This window comes from Bacillus sp. FSL W8-0102, from assembly GCF_038007225.1.
In the GTDB taxonomy this organism is placed as follows: Bacteria; Bacillota; Bacilli; order Bacillales; family DSM-4216; genus Bacillus_O; species Bacillus_O smithii.
This window is the reverse complement of record NZ_JBBOWT010000001.1, coordinates 615,879-635,806: the sequence shown is the minus strand read 5'-3', so window position 1 is coordinate 635,806 and position 19,928 is coordinate 615,879. Positions and strand designations below refer to the sequence as shown.

Annotated in this window: 21 protein-coding genes and 1 riboswitch; of the genes, 14 read left to right on the top strand and 7 right to left on the bottom strand. The window is 41.5% G+C overall.

Annotated elements, in window-relative coordinates:
• Positions 1–12 precede the first annotated feature (12 nt).
• Complete coding sequence (locus N1I87_RS03040) at positions 13–870, top strand: TIGR03943 family putative permease subunit (protein ID WP_341100615.1); 858 nt, start codon at positions 13–15, stop codon at positions 868–870.
• A 108-nt stretch (positions 871–978) separates the two neighbouring features.
• On the opposite strand, the gene N1I87_RS03035 is transcribed toward N1I87_RS03040, so the two are convergent.
• A complete protein-coding gene (locus N1I87_RS03035) occupies positions 979–2,340 on the bottom strand; it encodes an amino acid permease (protein WP_341100614.1) in 1,362 nt (453 codons plus the stop codon).
• 719 nt (positions 2,341–3,059) lie between these two features.
• On the opposite strand from N1I87_RS03035, the gene N1I87_RS03030 reads away from it, so the two are divergent.
• Complete coding sequence (locus tag N1I87_RS03030) at positions 3,060–3,212, top strand: YpzG family protein (RefSeq protein WP_081473049.1); 153 nt, start codon at positions 3,060–3,062, stop codon at positions 3,210–3,212.
• A gap of 177 nt (positions 3,213–3,389) precedes the next feature.
• On the opposite strand, the gene N1I87_RS03025 is transcribed toward N1I87_RS03030, so the two are convergent.
• From N1I87_RS03025 to N1I87_RS03010, 4 genes are all read right to left on the bottom strand, one after another.
• Positions 3,390–4,145 (bottom strand): LamB/YcsF family protein, encoded by a 756-nt coding sequence (locus N1I87_RS03025; RefSeq protein ID WP_341100613.1) that lies wholly within the window; start codon positions 4,143–4,145, stop codon positions 3,390–3,392.
• Positions 4,138–5,109, bottom strand: a complete 972-nt coding sequence (locus N1I87_RS03020; RefSeq protein ID WP_341100611.1) for a 5-oxoprolinase subunit C family protein — start codon at positions 5,107–5,109, stop codon at positions 4,138–4,140. The genes N1I87_RS03025 and N1I87_RS03020 overlap by 8 nt, the downstream gene beginning before the upstream one ends.
• A complete protein-coding gene (gene pxpB, locus N1I87_RS03015) occupies positions 5,076–5,801 on the bottom strand; it encodes a 5-oxoprolinase subunit PxpB (protein WP_341100610.1) in 726 nt (241 codons plus the stop codon). Before pxpB ends, N1I87_RS03020 begins: the two co-directional genes overlap by 34 nt.
• 306 nt (positions 5,802–6,107) lie before the next feature.
• The gene (locus N1I87_RS03010) at positions 6,108–6,572 is read right to left on the bottom strand and encodes an Lrp/AsnC family transcriptional regulator (protein ID WP_341100609.1); all 465 of its coding nucleotides are present in this window, start codon (positions 6,570–6,572) and stop codon (positions 6,108–6,110) included.
• A 116-nt stretch (positions 6,573–6,688) separates the two neighbouring features.
• Between N1I87_RS03010 and N1I87_RS03005 the strand changes: the two genes are divergently transcribed.
• From N1I87_RS03005 to N1I87_RS02950, 12 genes are all read left to right on the top strand, one after another.
• Complete coding sequence (locus tag N1I87_RS03005; protein ID WP_341100608.1) at positions 6,689–7,099, top strand: carboxymuconolactone decarboxylase family protein; 411 nt, start codon at positions 6,689–6,691, stop codon at positions 7,097–7,099.
• A gap of 364 nt (positions 7,100–7,463) precedes the next feature.
• Positions 7,464–8,777: an APC family permease gene (locus tag N1I87_RS03000; RefSeq protein WP_341100607.1), complete on the top strand. Its 1,314-nt coding sequence runs from the start codon at positions 7,464–7,466 to the stop codon at positions 8,775–8,777.
• A gap of 429 nt (positions 8,778–9,206) precedes the next feature.
• Entirely contained in the window at positions 9,207–9,404 is a 198-nt protein-coding gene (locus tag N1I87_RS02995) for a histidine kinase dimerization/phospho-acceptor domain-containing protein (protein ID WP_341100605.1), read from the top strand.
• Positions 9,405–9,471: 67 nt separating this feature from the next.
• Positions 9,472–9,990, top strand: a complete 519-nt coding sequence (locus N1I87_RS02990; RefSeq protein WP_341100604.1) for a sensor histidine kinase — start codon at positions 9,472–9,474, stop codon at positions 9,988–9,990.
• A gap of 40 nt (positions 9,991–10,030) precedes the next feature.
• On the top strand, positions 10,031–11,140 hold the full coding sequence (locus N1I87_RS02985) for a hypothetical protein (RefSeq protein WP_341100603.1): 1,110 nt from the start codon (positions 10,031–10,033) through the stop codon (positions 11,138–11,140).
• 177 nt (positions 11,141–11,317) lie between these two features.
• Positions 11,318–11,908, top strand: a complete 591-nt coding sequence (locus N1I87_RS02980; RefSeq protein WP_327824058.1) for an accessory gene regulator ArgB-like protein — start codon at positions 11,318–11,320, stop codon at positions 11,906–11,908.
• Positions 11,892–12,014: an AgrD family cyclic lactone autoinducer peptide gene (locus N1I87_RS02975; protein ID WP_341100602.1), complete on the top strand. Its 123-nt coding sequence runs from the start codon at positions 11,892–11,894 to the stop codon at positions 12,012–12,014. The genes N1I87_RS02980 and N1I87_RS02975 overlap by 17 nt, the downstream gene beginning before the upstream one ends.
• A gap of 255 nt (positions 12,015–12,269) precedes the next feature.
• Positions 12,270–12,379: riboswitch (TPP riboswitch) on the top strand.
• Between the two features lie 111 nt (positions 12,380–12,490).
• Positions 12,491–13,105, top strand: coding sequence for a DUF561 domain-containing protein (locus N1I87_RS02970; RefSeq protein WP_341100601.1), 615 nt, complete (start codon positions 12,491–12,493; stop codon positions 13,103–13,105).
• Entirely contained in the window at positions 13,092–14,225 is a 1,134-nt protein-coding gene (thiO, locus tag N1I87_RS02965; protein WP_341100600.1) for a glycine oxidase ThiO, read from the top strand. The genes N1I87_RS02970 and thiO overlap by 14 nt, the downstream gene beginning before the upstream one ends.
• The gene (thiS, locus tag N1I87_RS02960; protein WP_270583726.1) at positions 14,222–14,425 is read left to right on the top strand and encodes a sulfur carrier protein ThiS; all 204 of its coding nucleotides are present in this window, start codon (positions 14,222–14,224) and stop codon (positions 14,423–14,425) included. Before thiO ends, thiS begins: the two co-directional genes overlap by 4 nt.
• A 4-nt stretch (positions 14,426–14,429) precedes the next feature.
• Entirely contained in the window at positions 14,430–15,197 is a 768-nt protein-coding gene (locus tag N1I87_RS02955) for a thiazole synthase (protein WP_341100599.1), read from the top strand.
• A 5-nt stretch (positions 15,198–15,202) separates the two neighbouring features.
• A complete protein-coding gene (locus tag N1I87_RS02950) occupies positions 15,203–16,204 on the top strand; it encodes a ThiF family adenylyltransferase (protein ID WP_341103269.1) in 1,002 nt (333 codons plus the stop codon).
• 435 nt (positions 16,205–16,639) lie between these two features.
• Here N1I87_RS02950 and N1I87_RS02945 read toward each other — a convergent pair whose 3' ends face one another.
• Positions 16,640–17,638: a TAXI family TRAP transporter solute-binding subunit gene (locus N1I87_RS02945; protein ID WP_003353915.1), complete on the bottom strand. Its 999-nt coding sequence runs from the start codon at positions 17,636–17,638 to the stop codon at positions 16,640–16,642.
• Entirely contained in the window at positions 17,635–19,632 is a 1,998-nt protein-coding gene (locus N1I87_RS02940) for a TRAP transporter permease (protein WP_341100598.1), read from the bottom strand. Before N1I87_RS02940 ends, N1I87_RS02945 begins: the two co-directional genes overlap by 4 nt.
• Between the last annotated feature and the right edge of the window lie 296 nt (positions 19,633–19,928).

Genomic DNA, 19,928 nt, shown 5'->3' with positions numbered 1-19,928 from the left:
GAGGTGTTTATCATGCTCAGGATTATCATTTTATTCGGCTTCACGTATTTTTTTATGATGCTTCACGCCAAAGGAGATATCAGCAAATATATTAATATGAAATATTCGTATCTTTCCTTCAGCATGATCTTTTTGATGGGCTTTTTAACGTTGTATCAATTGATTCAATGGGCAAGAGGCGATAAACGTAAAGATCACAATCACGATCACGATCACGACCATGGCCACGATCATTCCCATGACGAAGATACGATTTTAAAAAAAGTATTCACTTATACTATGATGCTGATTCCTATCATAACGGGCATTTTTTTGCCGGCAGCAACATTGGACTCCACAATCGTAAAAGCGAAAGGTTTTCACTTTTCTTTTATCGACAACGATACCGATCAATATGCCAACCATCAAATTTTGCGTCCAGATGCCAGCCCTTATTACGACAAAATTGCCTATAATCAAATAGACAAAAATGATTTGAAAAAATATGGATCCGAAAACCGGATCGTTCTGGACGATAAACATTATTTTCGAGCGTTGGAATCCATTTATAACCATCCGGGCAATTTTATTGACAAAAAAGTTGTTTTAAAAGGATTCGCATATCGAACAGATGACATTGAAAACAATCAATTATTTGTTCTCCGCTTCGGGATTATCCATTGCATTGCCGATGCCGGAGTATATGGAATGCTTGTCGAGTTTCCAAAAGACATGAAGTCCCAAATACACAAAGATGAATGGCTGCAAGTAGAAGGAACGCTGGAAACCACTTATTATCAGCCATTTAAAGAAAATATTCCTTATTTAAAAGTAACCAAATGGGAAGAAATACCAAAACCAAAAGATCCTTATGTGTATCGGCAATATTAATCTCACGACATCCGTAGATATTTCCTGTGATAGTATCGGCCGCCGATGCCCGAAAAGAACCCCGTTCCAAATTCGGAACGGGGTTCTTGCATCTAAAGGATTGAAATTTTACAACGCGCCTTTTTGTTTTCTCTTCGTAATTCCATACGCAATGGCCAGAAGAATAAACCATACCGGGGTGACAAACAAAGCTACCCGCGTATCATCGGCCAGTCCGAGCACGACAAGAATAAATACAAAGAAGGCTAGCACAATCCAGTTTGAAACAGGAGCAAACGGCATTTTAAATGAAATTTTCTCAGCCTCTTCCGGTTTTAATTTCCGGAATCGCAAATGAGCGATTAATATAACGCCCCATACCCATATAAAGCAAATGGTTGAAATGCTCGTCACCAACGTGAACACTTGATCCGGCAGCCAATAGTTTAATAAAACACCGATCAAAAGCACAAGCGTTGAAGTGATAAGAGCAGGTGCAGGAACGCTTTGATCATTCAGCTCTTTCAGCTTCCTCAGCGCTTTTCCTTCGTTTGCCAGCGTATAAAGCATTCGGCTAGTGCTAAAAATACCACTGTTGCAGGAAGAAGCTGCTGAAGTCAGCACGACAAAATTAATAATACCTGCAGCAGCAGGAATGCCGATAAGCGAAAACACTTTCACAAATGGACTGCTGTTCGGATCGACCCCATTCCACGGATAAATCGACATAATGACAAGTAAAGCGCCGATGTAAAAAATCAAAATGCGAATGGGTATATTGTTAATCGCTTTTGGCAAAGTAACTTCCGGGTTTTCCGCTTCACCGGCTGTCACCCCCACAAGTTCAATTCCAACATAGGCGAACACGACCATTTGGAAAGCCAGCAGAAATCCGGAAACTCCATTCGGAAAAATCCCGCCGTGGCTCCAAAGATTAGAAAACGTAGCATGGGTGCCGTGGCTTTTATATCCGGTAAAAACCAAAATCAATCCAATGACTATTAAGGCTACAATCGTCACAACCTTAATAATCGCAAACCAAAATTCCATCTCTCCGAACGCTTTTACTGTTGCCATATTGATTGCAAACAATACAAGAACACATATAAGCGCAGGGATCCATTGAGGCAAGTCGGGGAACCAGAATTTCACATACAAACCTACGGCTGTGATTTCGGCTATTCCGGTCACAATCCAACAAAACCAATAGGTCCAACCTGTAATAAACCCTGCCCACGGTCCGATAAACGTTTCAGCAAAATCCGTAAACGAACCTGTCGTCGGCCGATAAAGCAGCAATTCTCCCAAGGCGCGCATCATGAAAAAGAGCATAATCCCCGTGATCAAATAAACGAGCATAATAGAAGGCCCGGCAAAATGGATCGATTTCCCCGAACCCAAGAACAGCCCTACGCCGATTGCCCCCCCAATAGCAATTAGCTGAATATGCCGGTTCTTTAAACCACGCTGCAAAGATCTGTTATCTGACATTTGTTTCATCCTTTCTTTTCATACGCACTGCTTCCATGTAATAAAAAGTTGTGTTTTTCCTGTTCCTTAAAGAACGTTTTTCGCCTCAGCTACACTGCCGATTGGACAGAATGGCAAGAGAAAAAGCGATATGCAAATAAGGGGGCTTGTCCGCCGAAAAATTATTTTCAGCAAACAAAAAAAGAGTTTTAGGAAGACTTTCCTGTTTCACACGCTTCCTTCACTCCACCACTCATGCTATTTCTTACTATTATACAATAAAATTCAACAAAACCAGAACCATTTTGAAAAGAATCTGAAAATTCCTTAAATATAAAATAGAAATATCCGGTGAAAGCCCCTCTACTTGCCTTTCCTCGATATTTGAAATGAAAACACCTATGTTATCGAAAAATTTTCCCAACTATTTCCATAACCCATCATTTTCAACATATCCTCCTTTTGTTTTATTTTAATTATTAGAATTTTTTATTTTTTCTTTATTGTATTACATGTCACAAAATCTTACAAGTTTTTCATTCCTTATCAATGGCTTTAGCCGCTGAGCATCTTTTGACGGCGCTATCGGCAAACAGTACGTTTTTCCTTCCTCTTATTTTATTTTGGGAAAATTGGAAAAGCACCAATACTTCATCGAAAGAATATTTCTTTCGATGTTACAAAACCTATATATGATATTCCTCGTTGAATATCGCCTATCCTTTCAAAGAGGTGATAAGATGAGTTATAAAGATCAGCTTGATCCACACTCAGAACTTTTTCACCACAATTGGACAAGACCAAAACGCTCCAAATCACAAGTGAATGGGCATACCGAAATGTCAAAAACCAATTTTATTTTAAGAAGAAACGCGAAAGCACACCGCTGGTAAACTCTTGAATTCACCAGGCTGGTCCACCGGTACAACAGTGGGGCCAGCCTGAAAGTTTAACAAAGGATTCGGTACAGTGTCGCTATTGATTCTTCTATCACAAACGGGCTAAAAAGTGGGAACGATCAATCCTTTTTCTTTTTTGTCTCAGTAAAGGCGCCATTCTCTTTTCTTCCTTTATACGGTCTCGATTTTAATTCCTTCTGCTTGAAATATTTCATGAATACGCTTGGCAAATAAAAGAGCAGTCTTTCCGTCTCCATGGAGGCAAATCGTATCTGCTTGAATACTGATTTCATGATGATCGGCTGTGACCACTTTTTGTTCTTTTACCATTTTCACAACTTGTCGGATGGCGGCTTCTTCACTCGTAATCAAAGCATTCGGCATGTTTCTCGGCGTTAATGTTCCATCCTTTTGATAAGTGCGATCAGCAAACACTTCATGCGCGACTTTAAGACCGATCGCTTCACCTGCTTTCGTCAATTCACTGTTTGAAAGTCCATACAGTACGATTTCAGGATCGATTCGGTAAACGGCCAAGGCAATAGCATCCGCCAGTTCTTTTTGGACGGCGGCCATATTATAGAGCGCACCATGCGGTTTCACATGATGGAGTTTTCCACCATTCGCTTGAACGAATCCTTGCAATGCACCCACTTGATAGACTACCAGCTGATAAGCCTCTTCAGGGGTAATCTGGATATTTCTTCGGCCGAAGCCGTGTAAATCCAATAAACCGGGATGGGCGCCAATACTTACGTTGTGCTCTAATGCCAGCTTTACGGTTTGATCCATGATGTTCGGATCGCCTGCATGAAAACCGCATGCAATGTTGGCCGAGGAGATATAAGCCATCATTTCTTTGTCATTGCCAAGAGTATACCGACCAAAACTTTCTCCCATATCACAATTGAGATCCACTTTAAACATAGGCAACATCCTTCCATTTTAATGTGACAGCCGCTTTTAAATACGCAAGCTCTCGATGGACTTGGATCAGTATTTGCTGCGCTTCTTTCAAGCTAATCTCCTGAAATTGGATCGTATCTCCGGGCCGCATTTGACTCAGTTTCGGCAAATCCGCCTGAATCACCTGGCCAATCTTTGGATAGCCGCCCGTTGGTTGTCTGTCGGCCATCAAGATAATGGGCTGACCGTTCGGAGGCACTTGTATGGAGCCGAATGTTGCTCCCTCTGTGATTAATTCCTTGTTTTTCTTCAAACTTAAGGAAGGTCCTTCTAAACGATATCCCATTCGATCCGACTGAGGAGTAATTTGAAACGTCTCGGATTGAAATCGGGAAATCGCTTCTTCCGTAAACCAATCATATTGGCGCCCTTTCGTAAATCGAATCGTATGGTCTTCCGTCCCTATATAATGGTGATAGCTGTTTCCAATTCCCCAAGAAACAGGAAGGATCCGGCTGGGCTGTCGAATCGGAATCCTGTCCCCGGACTCGAGTTTTCTTCCATGAAACCCGCCAATTTTTGCACTTAAATGAGTACTTTTGCTGTTTAAAACAGGGGGAAGATCAAACCCTCCTTTTACGGCTAAATAGCAGCGGCTTCCTTTCACTGCCGCATGGAACCGAAGAACATCTCCTTTTTTCACAGAGATCGGTTTACCGTGTGCAATCGCCTCTCCATTTTTTTCAGGCAACATATCCGCACCAAATAAGCTGATCACCATATTTTCCTCAAACAGCAATGTCGGTCCGACGAAATTCATTTCTAATACCGCTTCGTTTTCAGGATTCCCTACAGTAATATTCGCTATTTTCATGGCAAAAGCATCCATGGCGCCGCTTACAATAAAACCGTAGGACTGGTATCCGAATCGCCCCAAATCCTGAACAACCGTTAACATTCCTCCTTTTGTGACGTGAATTCCCATGTTTGATCCTCCCAATTTTCATAAACGTCTTTTGTAATCGGAACAAATCGAATCTCATCACCCGGAAGCAAAAAGGTGGGCGGATTTCGATCAGGATGAAATAAAGAAATTGGAGTTCTGCCTATTATCTGCCAGCCTCCAGGTGTTTCTATCGGATAAATCCCTGTTTGATATCCGGCAATTCCAACAGAACCTGCCGGAACTTTCAGTCGGGGTGATTTTTTTCTTGGAGTCGCGATGGATGGATCCATTCCTCCCAAAAAAGGAAACCCTGGGGCAAAGCCAAGAAAATAAACGTGATAGCTGGCGGATGAATGAATTTCAATCACTTTTTCGACTGATAAGCCGTTTGATTTGGCCACTTCTTCTAAATCAAGACCAAATTCTTCATCATAACAAGCGGGAATGCACACTTTTCTTTCCGGAATCTTATACTGGATTCCATGACTCATTCGCTCCTTCAAATGTTGGCAAACCTGTTCATACGGATCATTCCCGCCCACTTCAACCGGATTGTAAAAAACCGTTAAAGTTGTATATGCAGGAACAGCCTCTAAAAATCCACGAAACGGCTTCTCATTTATGGCGCTTGCCAGATTCAAAATTTTCCGGTTTTTCTCTAATGAGATTCCTTCTCCGAAATCAATCGTCACGGCGGAATCTCCAAGCGGAGTAAAAACTGCATCCATCATCGTTGCACCCTTCTTCTGTAAAATAAGAATTTGACATGATCTTTATCTTGCAATGATGAACCAATATATAGACAGGGGCGTAGCTCACGCTGATTTTTCATAGCTTGTATCATATTAACGCCCCCTGATCAGCTTGAATATTGTCCTATCCTATTTCATTATACTAAATAAAAATTATTTCTAAATATCTTTAAAATAACAAAGACATATTTATTCGATAATTCTGTTTATTAAAAAATTGACAACAATCATTCCCCTTTTCCCAAAGGCAAAAATGATTCAAAATAAAGCCAAATCCCCGCCTTTCTATTTTTCATTTTGTAAAATAGGCAGCTGCCACTCTGCATCAGGTTGGGGCTTCACTTCCGAAATCACGATATGGGAAACGGTTTTAGCAAAAGTACATACCTCATTAATAAAATCCTCTATTTCCTTTAAACTCACGACAGACAGCTTGACCATATAACAAGATTCCCCGGTAATTCGATAACAAAACACCATCCGAGGATGACTCTCAATATATTGCTGAAATCGTTGATATTCGCCATTTTTAATCGATACTTCCATCAAACAATCGATCGCAAACCCTAATTTTTTTCGATTAATGGAAACCGTATATCCTTCAATGACATCTTGATCTTCCAAGCGTCTTACCCGCTCTGCTACGGACGGAGGGGAAAGGTTTATTTTTTTGCCTAGTTCTCTCATCGACAACCGTGCATTTTTCTTCAATTCCTGCAAAATTCGTATATCGATTTCATCTATTTTCATTTGCAAACCGTCCTTTTAAAATTCATTTCATATAAAACATATTATTTTTATTTTCATTATATTTGAAATGGTAATTAAATATCCACATTTTATAATAAAAGAAAAGGAGTGAGAATATGGAAGCCAGAATTTCATTTTCAAAAAATGGGGAAACCCCCTTTCAACAGTTGTTAGGACACAATAAGGAAATATTAGAAAAATGGAACACACTAAGCAATGTGCTTTCGGAAGATTCATTACTTTCAGCTGATTTAAAGGAACAAATCAGAAGATCATTGGCGCAGCAAAACCAATGCGAATATTGCAAAGCGAAAGGAAAGCCCGATTTATCAAAGTTGGATGAATCCACAAGTCTTGCAGCCGCTTTCGCGGAAGTCATGTTGAAAACGAACGGTTCGCCCGGAAATTCTACTGTTCAATTGTTGAAAATTACCTTTACGGAGCAACAAATCAGTGAACTATGCGCATACATTTGCTTTACGATCGCTTCTCAATGGTTTGGAGCTGCTCTAGGATTAAAACCGTAATCAGCCAAATGGATCAACAACTGCTATTTTGTTTGACTGATAACAAAATAGCAGTCGATCCTCTTTCAATCATTCGCTGATAGACCCCGCCATAAAATAGTGAAAACCTTTCACTGACATGATGTTTCCACGATTTGTTTTATCTTTCCTGACTTCTCAAATCCCTAAACCAATTGGTCTTTCGTTTAATAATCAACCATCGAGAAAATCGAATGATACTATATTTCCAAAATCTCCAATTCATTAAATATTGTGTATTACATATAAAAATTTAAATTTTCAAACAAAAAGAATTCATATTATTTCGTGGTATAATCAACAAAAACCGTCATCAAAATACATTTGTCCTTGTGTGGTGAACATCGTGGAAAATACTCAATTAAAAAGAAATATCGGTTTTGTGGTTGCAACGTCTATTGTAATTGGGACCGTGATTGGTTCAGGAATTTTTATGAAGCCGGGAATTGTCCTTGCCTCTTCCGGCGGATCTACAATGGCGCTTTGGGCTTGGATCATCGGCGGTATCATTACGTTGGCAAGTGGATTAACGATTGCGGAAGTCAGTGTAAAAATTCCTAAGACCGGCGGCTTGTACGCTTATTTGGAAGAAGTGTACGGAAAGTTTTGGGGATTTTTATGCGGTTGGATGCAAACCATTATCTATGGGCCGGCGGTTATTGGAGCCCTCGGATTATATTTCGGTTCACTCGTGGCAGATCTGGTCGGCTTGTCGGAAACCGGCAAACTTTTCGTCAGCGTTTCTTCCGTTCTATTTTTATTTATCCTTAATGTAATAGGAACGAATTTAGGCGGCTTCATTCAAAGTCTCCTCACAGTGGCCAAGCTAGTTCCTATCGCCATGATTACCGTTTTTGGAATTTGGCATGGAGATAGTCATATTACAGGAATGAGCAGCGGAAACAGCCAATCCATCAGTATGGGGTCCGCCGTTTTAGCTACCCTTTGGGCGTATGACGGCTGGATGAATGTCGGTTTTATGGCCGGTGAAATGAAAAATCCGTCCAAAACGCTTCCGAAAGCGATTATTACGGGAATCGCCGTCGTGATGATAGCTTATCTTTCAGTGAATGTCGCTCTCCTTCACGTTCTCCCGGCAAGCAAGATCGTTGAGTTAGGGTCGAACGCTGCCCATACTGCCGCTTCGATATTGTTTGGAGATATCGGCGGTAAATTAATTGCGATTGGAATATTGATTTCCATTTTTGGCTGTCTGAACGGAAAGATCATGACTTTTCCACGCATCCCTTTTGCTATGGCAGAAGATCGATTATTTCCTGGCGCAAAATGGTTGTCCAAAGTCCATCCTAAATTCCAAACTCCTTTATATGCCTCCTTGTTTGAAACGGTCTTAGCCATCTTATTTATGCTGGTGGGCAATCCTGACAGGCTGTCCGATATCGCTATATTCGTTGTCTTCTTGTTTTACGGATTAGCTTTTTATGCGGTTTTTCTGATTCGGAAAAAAGAAGACGGACGACAAAACAGCTTGTATAAAGTGCCATTATATCCGCTGACGCCTATCGTGGCGATCGTTGGAACTCTTTATATTGTCGGCAGTACATTAGTCGACAAACCGATAGATTCTTTCTTGTCCATTCTCGTCGCTTTAGCGGGAGTTCCGCTTTATAAATATTTAACAAGACGCATGCAGCCATAAACATTTTTTCATGGCTTGCATGATAAGGGTCTGCTCTCCATTTCCATAAAAAGGAATCCAGGAGTAGACCCTTTACTTTTGCAAGCAATGCTTATTTCGCCCAAAAAGGCTTCGATTGAACAGAAAACGCCATGGGAGGTTATTTGCCTTTGGAACGATTATGCCTTTCAAAATAAAAGAAGTTCGGTGGCGCAAAAATTATTTTCAGGAAGAGCGTTCACATGCAACCAAAATCTGCTTCCTTCAATTTGAAAAGCCATAAAAAGATGTCATTTTATGCTGAAAAATATTTTGACAGCGATCCATTTTTTTTCATTGAAAAGAAGGAATCATGACAAATCATGTAGAATTCAAAGAATAAAATTCCTGTATTTTCCTAACGTTGATTTAGGAAAATAGATGGGCCTTTTTAGGAGTGTTACTTCATATATGAACAATTTAATCCAAAAATGGCTGAAAAAAAAGGACTCTCACATTCCTGTCGAAGTCGAAAAAGATCCTAAAGAATCAAATGACGAAGTATCCAAGAAATCAGAAGACGATCATGCAACGATTGGACGTATGGCAGCTTTTTTTGCTCATGAAATACGCAATCCACTGACATCGATTATTGGTTTTGCCCAGTAATCCAATCATCAAGTCAGACCCGTATACCGTACACTATACATCGATCATTAAAGAAGAAGCGCTGCGAATGGAGTCTCTTATTCAAGAGCTTCTTAGCCTGTCAAAGTCTTATTTGCACCAAGACAATCTTTCCATTATTGATGTCAAACATAGCATTGAAAAAATAGTCCATATTTTTTCCTTGCAAACTGCTCCTTCGAATATCCAGTTCCATTCTCATTTAGCGGATGAAACGTATATAACCGGAAATGCCAGTCGATTTGAGAGAGCGCTGATCAATTTGATCCAAAATGCAGTGGAAGCAATACAAGAAAACGGCACCATCGAGATTATCACCAAAAAAGAAAACAAATTCGTGATGATCTTCATCATTGACAGCGGTCCGGGAATTTCACCCGAACATCTCGAACAGATTTTTTATCCATTTTACACTACAAAGGATGAAGGAACCGGCATCGGATTGCCAATCTGCAAAACGATTATTGAAACGCTGAATGGAACTTTGAATATCCAAAATCATCCGACGAAAGGGGCCCAAGTCACAGTCAAAATTCCACAAAGCCAGCAAATATATCACAAAAGTTAAAATTATTATTCTAATATTCTTGCGGTTAGGAGCCATCGCGATGGATTACTTATTCACATTGGTTATCTCATTATTTGAATGGATTGCTCTTTTGACGTTTCCCGTTGTGTTTTTAGGGTATCCTTATCGCATTTATATAAAACCGATTCTTTTTCTATCCGTCATTATGAGCGTCGCATCACTTTTATTAAGATTCACACCTTTGGCGACCGTTTTTGTTATCGCCGTTCAAATTTTATTATTGCTTTGCTTGGTGAAATGGTTGTATAAAGTAAACTCGCTTGAAACGATTGTCATTTCAAGCATCGGATACGGGTTTTATTCCTTCATTCAACTATTAATAACGGAAGTGGTAAAATCCATATCTACTGTTAACTACTTTAAAATTTTATTTTCATTCTCTAATTTGCCGTTTCTGCTTCGAACGATTACATTTTTATTCGTCATGGCTATTAGCTATCTATTAAAAAGATATCAGTATCATTTGACTGACTTTCGTCACTTTTTAAAAACACACAATCAAAACCATCAGTTTAGGGCGATCGTTATCATCAATTCTCTGCTGACATTTCTATTTATTTGCCTGTCTGTTTTCGCCATGTTGACAGAGCAAATGAATTCTAAATTTTCGTTTGTGCTGTATTGTGTGATTATTTTGTTTATTATTTTATCCATCTATTTGATTTTGCACACTCAATTTCAAGTGAAGCATATCATAGAGGCCAAAAAATTTTATTTGGACCAAGAAGAACAAACCGCCATTATAGTCGAAAAATTAAAAACGGATTATGAAGACCATTTTCATGCCATCTTAAAACTTTGTGAGAGAGAGTCTTCTACGCTTCTTATTAAAGAATATTTGGAAAACAATCGGCTGCTTCGAAAAAAAGCCGCTTCTTGGCTTGTTGAGTCTGATTTTCGCGCCGGTTTAGAGAACTTAGATGAATTGCTCTATGCTTTTCTAGTAAATAAACGAAAACTAGCCGAACTGTTGGAAGTTGACGTTGTCGCAACGGCCGAAATTCATGGAAATGTGGCTGCAACATTAAGGCAAGTCCGCTATCTGAGCATGATCATGGACGATTTAATTCTAGCGCTTTACCAGTCTCCTTCCAGCGTAGAAAAAAAATCTATTTTCATGTTCATATAGGAACTCAAGATATTACCTATTTGATATCCAGCCAACTTGTACTGGATCGCCTTCAGACAAACTTGAAATTATTTGATGCTCTTCAACACTTTAAGCAAGATCAAGCAGTGGTTGAAACCGAGCTAAAACCAGTCCGGCTATCCATCCGCTGCCCGTCATTATAAAGGAGGAAGTCGTATGTTTGAAAAATGGGCAGTTGCATTGGCAGACCAAATCAAAAAAATAAATCCTGAAGAAACAGAACCTCATGACGTGCTCGTATTCGGGTTTACGATTCTATTCAATCTTCTTTTTACGTTTCTTCTTTTGCTGATTGTTGGCTGGATCATCGGAGTGCCGCTGTTGACTGTTGAAGTGACGTTGTCTTTTATGATTCTTCGGATATTGACGGGCGGCGCCCATTTAGATCGCTCTATCGCCTGTTCGATTACAAGCTCGCTTCTTGTTCTGACGTTCGTTTGGCTCCCTGTATCGCCTATTTTACTTTTTTGCTACTTTGTTGTCAGTCTCTTGTTGATCGCAAGATTTGCTCCTTACTATGAACCGCATCAAATCAAACATTCAAAGCAGTGGGAACAAAAAAAGAAACGTGCTGCCATATTGTGGGTTATCTTTACCTTTGTCATTTACTATATTTTTTCCTCACCCGGTTTCGTGTTCGGTGCATTGCTGCAAGCCCTTTTGCTGACACCGGCAGGCATCAAGTTTATCCATAAATTAAATAATTTCACCATGAAAGGAGGTGAGTATTGTGAAAAAAGCAGCTAAAGTTCTGTCTAACACTACCCGTGTAATGGCAAATGTATTTGTTCAAGCTTCCAGCCCGCTCGCACATGCACCTAAGATCCCCGAAAGCCTGAAGAAAGCAAAATAATTGCTTATTCTAAAAGATGGACATCATCTCTTTAGAAGGCCTCCCGCTACACTTCCGGGGCGCCTTCTTTATTTTTTCCCCATTCCCTTTTTCAACGACACAACATTTCGCCACCTTCTTTCACCTATCGTCCAGAAACTTTGAAACGACTATTGACAACCTTTCAATATAGATTTAAGATTTTGATAAAGAAAAATATTCCTTATTATTTTAAATTTTTTCATTGGGATCGTAAAACAATCATCATAAGCAAATAACAGCCACTAGGGGTGCCGATAGTGATCGGCTGAGATTAAAGTGTTACTTTAAAACCCTTCGAACCTGATCTGGTTGATACCAGCGTAGGAAAGTGGAGTATAATTCCATTATACTTTGAGAGCTCTTAGCCCACTTTCCAACATTGGAAAGTGGGTTTTTTACTGCACAGAATTGGTTAAAAGTTTTTCCATTCAACTTTCATCAAGGAGAAAATGGCGATGAAAAAAGCGCTGCACGTCATTTCCACAGGAAAACAGAGTTTTGAAGATTGGCTTTCGATCACCGTGCGAATTCAACCATGGGTGGATTTTATTCATATTCGAGAGCGCAGTTGGAGTACAGAGATGATCAAAAAAGGAGTTGCAGATTTAGAAAAACATGGAGTTCCGTTAACGAAAATCATTCTGAACAATCAACCTGATTTAGCTTTACAGCTTGGTGTTCTTGGTGTGCACTTTCCGGAAAAGTCTCACGAGGAAAGAGATCATGATTGTTTCTTAACAAAGGGGTATTCCGTACATAGCGTCGAATCAGCCATGGATAAACAAAAGAAAGGCGCTCAATACCTCATTTTCGGACATATTTATCCCACTAAAAGCAAACCAGGTCTCCCTCCGAGAGGATTAGCTGCTTTGAAATCCGTTTCTTCAGCAGTCCAAATCCCCGTTATTGCCATTGGCGGCATTACTCCTCAACGCGTTCCCGAGTGTCTGGCAGCCGGAGCGTCGGGAGTTGCGGTTCTTTCCGGAGTGTATGAAGCCGAGTTTCCTGAACAAGCGGCTAAAGCTTACAATCAATCATTGTGGGAGGGGCGTCACCATGCAGAAATATGATGTCATTATTATAGGCGGCGGCATCAATGGCGGCTCGATCGCCTATCAGTTGTCAAAACGAAACTATCGCGTTGCTGTACTGGAAAAAGAACGAATTGCTTCTGAAGCATCAAGCGCGGCAGCCGGAATGCTGGGAGCACAAGTAGAACCGAGAATAGACGGAGCCTTTTTTGATTTCGCCCGCAAAAGCCGTGATTATTTTGATCAATTGGTTCCTGAGATTGAACAAGTTTCCGACCAGCCTGTTGAGTTCCTTAAAAATGGTATGTTACGGATCGCATTTAGCGAGAAAGAAGCAAACATGTTGAAAGAAAGAATTGCCTGGCATCGTGAACAAGGCGAGCCGGCAGAATGGCTTTCAGCCGATCAAGTATATCAAATGGAACCAGAATTGAAAGCCGAAATAGTCGGTGCCGCTTCTTTTCCAAAGGATGGACAAGTCATGCCAGCTCAGCTCACAAAAGCTTTTTTCAAAGGAGCTTCCAATTTAGGAGCAGATATTTATGAATTTACATGGGTCAAAGAATTATTGGAACAAAACGGAAAAATAACAGGAGTAGAAACAACTTCCGGCCGTTTTTATGCCGAACATATCGTGATCGCAGCGGGTGCCTTTACTCCCCATCTCTCCCTTCCAGACGGAGTTTCGTTGCCGATGTTTACTCCAGTTAAAGGAGAGATCCTTGCTGTCAGACCGGAAAAACCGATTATCACATCGACTATTTATTCATCAACTGTTTACATCGTCCCAAAAGCCAATGGAGAAATATTTATTGGTGCAACGGAACGTGCAGGTACCTACGATAAGAAAGTCTCATTTGAAGCCATTCGTCGATTGTCAGATGAAGCGTGCCGCATCGTACCAGCGCTCCATTCTGCAGAATGGTTAAGAGCTTGGGCAGGAGTCCGTCCGCAAACGATAGACGGTCTTCCCTATCTGGGACCCCATCCTGACTTCAAAGGACTGTGGCTGGCAGCCGGACATTTCCGCAACGGCATATTGTTGTCAGCGTTAACCGGTGTCTGGATGGCGGATCAAATAGAGGGGAAAGCGGATCATTTAGAGTGGAAAGACGCCTTTGATCCCGGACGCCACTCACAAAAAGGAGTGATTCCATGATCGTAACGATCAACGGTGTAAAAAAAGAAATACCGGAAAATATCCGTACAGTCGAGCGTTTATTAGAGCATTTGCAAGTTCAAGACAAAAAACTGGTAGTCGAAATGAACGGTGAGATTTTGAACAAAGATCAGCACGGCCAATTTCGATTGAAATCAGGAGATGTATTAGAAATCGTTCATTTTGTCGGAGGAGGATAACATCATGTTGAAAATTGGGTCCTACATTTTTCATTCTCGCTTATTTTTAGGAACCGGAAAATTCCCAAGTGCAGACATTCAAAAAGAAGCCATTCAAAAATCCGAGACGGAAGTATTAACTTTTGCCGTAAGAAGAATGAATATTTTTGATCCTGAACAGCCTAATTTTTTGGAAAATATCGACCTTTCCAAGTTTACGCTTCTGCCCAACACCGCCGGTGCCAAAACGGCGGAAGAAGCCGTTCGGATTGCAAAACTCGCTAAAGCAGCCGGAATGTGCGATATGATTAAAGTAGAAGTGATCGGCTGTGATAAAACACTGCTTCCCGATCCAGTCGAAACGTTGAAAGCGACAGAAAAATTGCTGGAAGAAGGCTTTACGGTTCTTCCCTACACGTCCGATGATGTGGTGCTGGCCAAACGCCTCCAAGAATTAGGAGCCCACGCTATTATGCCGGGGGCATCACCAATCGGTACTGGATTAGGAATTATCAATCCTTTCAATCTATCTCATATTATAGAGCAAGCTAATGTGCCGGTGATTGTAGATGCGGGAATTGGCAGCCCGAAAGATGTGGCTTACGCGATGGAACTGGGAGCCGATGCCGTCTTATTAAACTCTGCCGTTTCCGGGGCAAAAGATCCTGTCAAAATGGCCGAAGCAATGAAATATGCCGTAATCGCCGGAAGGCTTGGTTTTGAGGCTGGCCGAATCAGCAAAAAATACTATGCCGAAGCCAGCAGTCCAATGGAAGGATTGATCCGGTTGTGAGCGACATGCGCTATTCCCGTCAGATTCTCTTCCAAGGAATCGGTCAAGAAGGACAAAAACGTATTCAAAACAGCCATGCTGCGATTATCGGCATGGGGGCTTTGGGCAGCGCCAGCGCAGAAATGTTAGTTCGAGCCGGAGTCGGCAAGCTGACAATCGTAGACCGAGACTACGTTGAGCTAAGCAACCTCCATCGCCAGCAGCTCTACACCGAAAAAGATGCAGAAGAAAATTTGCCGAAAGTAATGGCAGCCAAAAAACGATTAGAGGCGATCAATCGCGATGTAGTCATTGATGCGAAACTTGAAGAAGCTAATCCAAACACATTAGAATCGCTTTTGCCCGTAGATGTCATCATCGACGGGCTCGACAACTTCGAGACTCGCATGATGATCAATGACTTTGCACAAAAACATCAGATCCCATGGATATACGGCGCCTGTGTCGCCTCATACGGTGTATCGCTTTCCATTCTTCCCGGTGAAACGCCTTGTCTTCATTGTTTGATGGAAGAAATACCGTTAAACGGAGAAAATTGTGATACCGTTGGAATTATTTCACCCGCCGTCCAAATGGTCAGCACTTATCAAGTCGCAGAAGCGCTAAAAATTTTGTCCGGACAGAAACAGCATGTGCGGAAAACACTCATCTCCTTTGATCTTTGGAAAAATGAATTTTCGCAAATCAACGTTCGTTCACTGAAAAAAGCAGAATGCCCGTCTTGCGGAATTCGTCCCAGCTACCCGTTTTTAAAATATGAAAACTGGGGAAAAGCGGAAGTACTGTGCGGCCGCGACGCTGTTCAAATCCGGCCCGGACAACAGCATAAAATCAACTTGCCGGCATTGAAGGAAAAATTTGGAATCGTAAACGAAAACCCTTATTTAATTGTTCTACAGTTGGAAGGAAAAAGAGTCGTTCTATTTCGAGACGGCAGAGCCATCATCCATGGTGAATCCGACCAAAAACACGCCAGGTCGCTTTATCAAAAATATATCGGAGGATAGGCCTCGTTCATCCTGAAAAAATAGATATCTATTTCTTTTTCGACAAAAGCGTCAAATATGAAACTAACAGGTTTATCTTTTGTCGGAGACGGGGCTATCCCCCCTCGATCATGATCGAGGGACTGGCCAAAAAGCCGAGTGCACGGAAACTAAAAAAAGTACGGTGATTCCACCAAGCGTGGTAGGCCTCCGCTATTCGGTTCTTTTTGGCTTTCCCCCTTTTGATTTTGCAAGGAAGTCGTGCGAGGTTATCCTGTTGGCGATTTTTCATGCGGACCAGAATAGAAAAAATCTTTTTAAAATGACAATCTATGAAGCATGATAAATCATATGGCCACGCCTCGTAGCCGCTTAAGGGGAAAAGGGCGTTCCGAGAAAAATAGAAGGAAACCATCTCTCGTTTCCTTCTATTAATTAAAAATCGTTCCCATCTGTTTAGTGGAGAATCCCCTTTTCTTTGTAATATTTTTCTGCCCCTTTATGAAGCGGGATGTTGGAAAGTCCTTTTGTAGCGGTTTCCAATTTCATTTCTTTCGCTGCAGAAATGTTTTTCGTGATCGTGTCCACGTTTTCCCATAATGTCTTGGTCAATTCATACACCTTTTCTTGAGGAAGATCTTTTGGAACCACAATCAAATTCCCCTCGGCTATCGTATGGACGTCTTGCGCTTGCCCTTCATAAGTGCCTGCCGGAATGGTATATTTGTAAAAACCAGGATAATGTTTCGTAATAAATTGAATTTCTTTATCTCCAATACTTAATAATTTTCCATTAGCTGTGGTCAAAATTTCAACAACTGCAGAATTCGGAACTCCCGCCTCAATAAAAGCACCATCAATTTGTTTATTCCGCATTAAATCAGTCACTTCGGTAAATCCGACATATTGAGCTTTTACGTCGTCAAATGTCATTTTATAGGCAGATAAAATTTGCCCGGCTACTACCTTTGTTGAACTTCCTGGAGCCCCCGGAACAAACCCTTTGTTTTTCAAATCAGCGACAGAATGAATATCACCTTGACGGGTGACAATATGTCCGATATTCGGGTAAAGTGCTGCTAATACGCGAACATCTTTATAGGCACGTCCTTTAAAAGCGCCTTTTCCGGTGTAGGCATCATGTAAAACACCAAATGTAGTAATCCCCATATTCAGTTTTCCTTGCATCATCAAATTCAAATTTTGCACGCTAGCGTCCGTAGCTTGGGATGATACTTTTACACCCGGTACTTGTTGGTTCCATATTTTCGCCAATGTAGCTCCTAAAGGATAATAAACCCCCGTAGTCGTTCCGGTGCCAAAATTAATGACCAGCTTCCCATCGGATGACCTTTGTTTTTGGCTGACTGAAGATTGCATTTCCCCTCTATTGCATCCCACTAACGCAAACAGGAAAAGGAAAACTGCTACAAGTAGAAAACCTTTTCTTTTCATCTTCCATCCTCCCCCGAATTCTTAGTAAGTGCCGTAAAAGAGTTCGATTCAAGACCAGTCGACTGATCTTCATTATTCCTCTTTTTCTTTTGCCAAATGTACACGCTTACAAGAAGAACAAACCCAATCAAATCTGTCACATAATGAGGATCAATCATCAATAAGCCTGCTGCTATTAGCATCAGCCGCTGGACTATATTCGTTTGGATCAAAAGCCAATTGGCAAACCCAGCGGAAAGAGCCACAACTCCAATCAGGCCGATAATGGCAGCAATAATGGTGTTCATCATGCTTCCACCCATAAACAATAAAAGCGGATTGTATAGAAAGAAATAAGGGATGATGAAGCCAATGGCTCCGAGCTTCACAGCCGTTAACGCGACTTTAAAAAACGGCGCCTTTGCAATTCCCGCGGATGCTATTGCAGCAAGTGCGACCGGAGGAGTAATATCGGATAAGGCAGCAAAGAAAAAAGCAAACATATGAGCCACTAATAGCGGAACGCCCATTTTGGCCAATAAAGGAGCGGCAATCGTTGCCGTTATTACGTAAGAAGCCGTTACCGGAACTCCCATTCCCAAAATAATGCAAATGATCATTGTAAAGAATGCTATAAGAAAAAGATGATTGCCTGCCAATTCCAAAATGTTATTGCCAAATGTCAAACCAATGCTGGTTAATGAAATGGTACCGATAATGACCCCGACAATCGCACAAGCCGCTCCGACCGTTAAAACACCTTTCGCTCCTTCTGCAAGCGCTTCCAATATTTCCCTCAAACCCATTCTCGTCTCTTTTCTGAACCAACTGACGACAACAATGGATAGCATTGCCCACACCGCAGCATACAATGGTGTTGTTCCACTGACAAGAAACGCAACAATGACAACAACCGGGATCAACAAGTGCCCTCGTTGTTTCAATACCGACCATATATTGGGCAGCCGATTTCTAGGCATTCCTTCTATTCCTAGTTTTTTCGCCTCAAAGTGCACCGAGAGAAAACACATAAAAAAATAAAAAATAGCTGGAATCACAGCGGCTAGCATAATCGTTCGATACGGAACTCCCAACGACTCGGCCATCACAAAACTGGCAGCCCCCATAATAGGCGGCGCGATTACCCCTCCCGTTCCGGCCACCGCCTCGACTGCACCGGCAAAATGAGGCTTAAAACCGGCCTTTTTCATAAGGGGGATCGTCACAGTTCCAACCGATGAAGCGTTGGCCACCCCGCTGCCGTTAATCATTCCCATAAACCCGCTTCCGATCACGGCCACTTTCGCCGGACCACCAGCAGAACGGCCGGCGACTGCCAGAGCCAAATCGTTGATAAAATCAATAAAACCACTGCGCCTTAAAAAAGCACCAAATAAAATAAATAAAAAAATATAAGTGGCCGCCACTCCAATGACCGTTCCAAATATCCCTTGGGCCCCCCACCACATGGTGTCTACCACACGTTCATACCCTAGATTTCCAATTCCAAAAGTTCCGGGAAGATACTGACCGAAAAAGTTATACAGCAAAAAAAGAGCAGCCAAAATCGTCATCACATTCCCTGCAGCACGCCTAGCTGCTTCGAAAGCGATCAAAATCCCAAGCCCGCCAAACCAATAATCCGCTTGGATATGAACACCGGTTTCGACATAGTCATCATAATTAAACAATAAAAATCCAATAGCCATGATGGTTGCGACAACGCAAATCCAATCCCAAACGGTGGGAAGCCGACGCGTTTTTCCTTCGTTTTTCCTTGCCGGAATCCATAAAAAAATCAAAACAGCCAAAAATCCGAAAAACCATGCACGTGCCTTTACAGCGTCCATGATCCCGAAACTGGACACATAAATTTGGAAAAGCGCCCATATGACTTCGATGGCCACGACAATTTTAGCCATAGGACCGGAATAAAGCCTAAAGCGCGTAACCACCCCTTCATCCGCTACTATATTCTCCATTTCCGCTTGAAGCTGCCTGTCATTCTTATTCAAAATTTCTCCCCTCCTTTACGGCCTTCATACTCTGCCTTTGATCTAGGACACAACTATTCTCTCGGTCCTATTTCTTTTCTATGCTTGCGCCTCGAAAGACATACCTAAAATATCGTCTTTCTGAAAAGTACTTTTTGAATATTCTTTTATAACAGTCACCGTTTTTCAGTCATGTTCCAAAAATTTTCTATCATACACCATATAGAAAAACATCCTTGCAAAATGTTCTCGCCAACTTTCAAGCAATGAAAATAGTATAAGTAAGGACATGCGTTTCTGTTGCCTTCTTATTCTTT